The sequence below is a fragment of the Saccharomonospora saliphila YIM 90502 genome, assembly GCF_000383795.1.
Lineage (GTDB): Bacteria > Actinomycetota > Actinomycetes > Mycobacteriales > Pseudonocardiaceae > Saccharomonospora > Saccharomonospora saliphila.
Genome location: NZ_KB912656.1, coordinates 144,676 through 147,363 on the forward strand (window position 1 = coordinate 144,676; position 2,688 = coordinate 147,363).

4 protein-coding genes and 1 other annotated feature (1 of these 5 only partly in view) are annotated in these 2,688 nt (G+C 74.3%); all 4 genes read left to right on the forward strand.

Translation table 11 applies throughout. The features are described from left to right. Positions 1-15 (forward strand) — a sequence feature (16S ribosomal RNA rRNA prediction is too short) (it extends 558 nt beyond the left edge of the window). Between the two features lie 133 nt (positions 16-148). Continuing rightward, positions 149-367, forward strand: coding sequence for a hypothetical protein (locus SACSA_RS22270; protein ID WP_019815428.1), 219 nt, complete (start codon positions 149-151; stop codon positions 365-367). A gap of 2 nt (positions 368-369) precedes the next feature. Beyond that, the gene (locus tag SACSA_RS0109665; RefSeq protein WP_028661728.1) at positions 370-1,233 is read left to right on the forward strand and encodes a TlyA family RNA methyltransferase; all 864 of its coding nucleotides are present in this window, start codon (positions 370-372) and stop codon (positions 1,231-1,233) included. Further along, the gene (locus tag SACSA_RS0109670) at positions 1,230-2,153 is read left to right on the forward strand and encodes an NAD kinase (protein WP_019815431.1); all 924 of its coding nucleotides are present in this window, start codon (positions 1,230-1,232) and stop codon (positions 2,151-2,153) included. The genes SACSA_RS0109665 and SACSA_RS0109670 overlap by 4 nt, the downstream gene beginning before the upstream one ends. 70 nt (positions 2,154-2,223) lie before the next feature. Continuing rightward, on the forward strand, positions 2,224-2,688 hold a 465-nt coding region (locus SACSA_RS0109675), incomplete at its 3' end, for an AAA family ATPase (RefSeq protein ID WP_198009031.1).

The following is a 2,688-nucleotide window of genomic DNA, read 5'->3' on the forward strand; positions in this document are numbered from 1 at the left end:
ACTCGACCGGTGGCGAGGCCGAGCCCCGGGTGGCGCCCGGACCGGCCGGGTCCGGACCGCTGGAGCCGGGCGGAGGGCCGACGGGGCCGGGCTTGCGGACCCCGTGTGGGACGTGGGTGCGGTGTGCGGAATCGGTTAGCGTTGAGGGGTGCACGCACAGACAGACCCGGCGCGGCCGGCCACGGACACCGCTGCCGACGACGTGACGGGGCAGAGTTCCGGGGAACCCGATCCCCGCGCCGCGATCGAGCAGGCCGTCGCCGCGCTCGACGACCTCGACGCGGTGGCGCCGGCCGAGCACGTGCGGAGGTTCGACGACGTGCACACCGCGCTGTCCGCGGCGCTGTCCAGCATCGACAAGGTCTGACCGTGCCGCGCAGGGCGCGTTTGGACGCCGAACTCGTGCGCCGGGGGCTGGCCCGCTCCCGCGAGCACGCGAGTTCGTTGATCGGCGAGGGCAGGGTGACGGTCCGCGGGCTCGTCGCGAGCAAGCCCGCGACCGGGGTCGAAACGGACGCGGCGATCGTGGTGCGCGCCGACGACGACCCGGGCTGGGCTTCCCGGGGGGCCTACAAGCTGCTCGGCGCGCTGGAGGCGTTCGCCTCGCTGGGGTTGACCGTCAGCGGTGCGCGATGCCTCGACGCGGGCGCCTCCACCGGTGGGTTCACCGACGTGCTGTTGCGCGAGGGCGCGCGGTCGGTCGTCGCCGCCGACGTGGGCCGCGGCCTGCTCCACTGGCGCCTGCGCACCGACGACCGGGTGACGGTGCTGGACCGCACCAACGTGCGCGCGCTGACGCCGGATGCGGTCGGCGGACCGGTCGACCTCGTGGTGGCGGATCTGTCGTTCATCTCCCTGCGCCTGGTGCTCCCGGCGCTGACCGCGTGCCTGCGGCAGGGCGGTGATCTGGTGCCCATGGTCAAACCGCAGTTCGAGGTCGGCAAGGACCGTCTCGGCAGCGGCGGCGTGGTGCGTGAGCCCGCGCTGCGGGCCGAGGCCGTACTGGGCGTGCTCTCCGAGGCCGCCACCCTCGGTCTGCGTACGCTCGGTGTGGCCGCCAGCCCGCTTCCGGGCCCGTCCGGCAACGTCGAGTACTTCGCGTGGGTCCGTCGGACGACCGCGGACGGCGAGGGCGACCGGGCGAGCGGGCCGACGTCCGGCCCGGTGGGCGCGCGGACGCGGGACGAACTGGAGGCGATGGTGCACAGGGCCGTGACGGAGGGGCCGTCGTGAGGGGAGCCGGTGAGCGTGAGGTGCTGCTGGTCGTCCATCCCGACCGCGACGCCACCACCGGTGCGGCACGAGACGTCGCGGCCCGGCTCGCCGCCGCGGGAATCCGGCTGCGGGTCGTCGACGACGAGGTGCGGCGCATCGTGGAGCCACCCGGACACGACCTGCCGTGCGCCGTGGTCGCGCCCTACGACAATCCCGCGGGCGGAACGGAGTTGGTGCTCGTCCTCGGCGGGGACGGCACGCTGCTCCGCGCGGCCGAGCTGGCCCGCCCCGCCGGGGTGCCGATCCTGGGGGTGAATCTCGGCCGCGTGGGCTTTCTCACCGAGGCCGACTACGACGCGCTCGGCGAGACGGTGGAGGGCGTGGTGCAGCGCCGCTACCGCATCGAGGAACGCATGACCATCGACGTCACCGTCACCCACGGAGACGTCGTCACCGCCAGCACGTGGGCGCTGAACGAGGCCAGCGTCGAGAAAAGCTCGCGGGAGCGCATCCTCGACGCGTTGATCGAGGTGGACGGCAGGCCCGTCTCGTCGTTCGGCTGCGACGGCGTGCTGTGCTCGACCCCCACCGGGTCCACCGCGTACGCGTTCTCGGCCGGTGGCCCGGTGATCTGGCCGGACGTCGAGGCGCTGCTGGTGGTGCCGAGCAACGCGCACGCCATGTTCTCCCGGCCGCTTGTGGTGTCCCGGTCGTCGGTGATCGTGGTCCACGTCGACCCGCACGGGTCGCCGGCCGTGCTGACCTGCGACGGCCTGCGGCACTTCGATCTGGAGCGCGGCTCCCGCGTGCGGGTCGTCGCGGGAGGGGTACCGGTGCGGCTGGCGCGGCTGTGGGACGGGCCGTTCACCGACCGGCTCGTGCACAAGTTCTCGCTGCCGGTCACCGGGTGGCGCGAGCGGCACGCGCGGCGCACCTGAGACCGCGTGTCGCGCGGCACGCGGCTCGGTCCGGGCCCCGCCGTCCCCGGTAGCCGCTACGGTGGTGTGCGTGCTGGCCGAGATGCGTATCCAGGGCCTCGGGGTCATCGAGGACGCGGTGCTCGATCTCCACCCCGGGTTCACGGTGGTCACCGGCGAGACCGGTGCGGGCAAGACGATGGTGGTGACCGGGCTGCACCTGCTCTCCGGCGGGCGGTCCGACGCGTCGAAGGTCCGGGCGGGCGCGGGTAAGGCGACCGTCGAGGGGCGTTTCGCCGATCTCGCGGGTGACCAGGCCCGGCGGATCATCACCGACGCGGGGGGCGACACCGACGAGGACGGCAGTGTGATCGCGTTGCGGACGGTGGGTGCCGACGGCCGTTCCCGGGCGCACCTGGGTGGCCGGTCGGTCCCGGTGGGAGTGCTGGCCGCGCTGGCGGAGCAGGTGCTGGCCGTGCACGGGCAGAACGACCAGCTCCGCCTGCTGCGTCCCGCCGAGCAGCGCGCCGTGCTCGACCGGTTCGCCGGGCGGCCC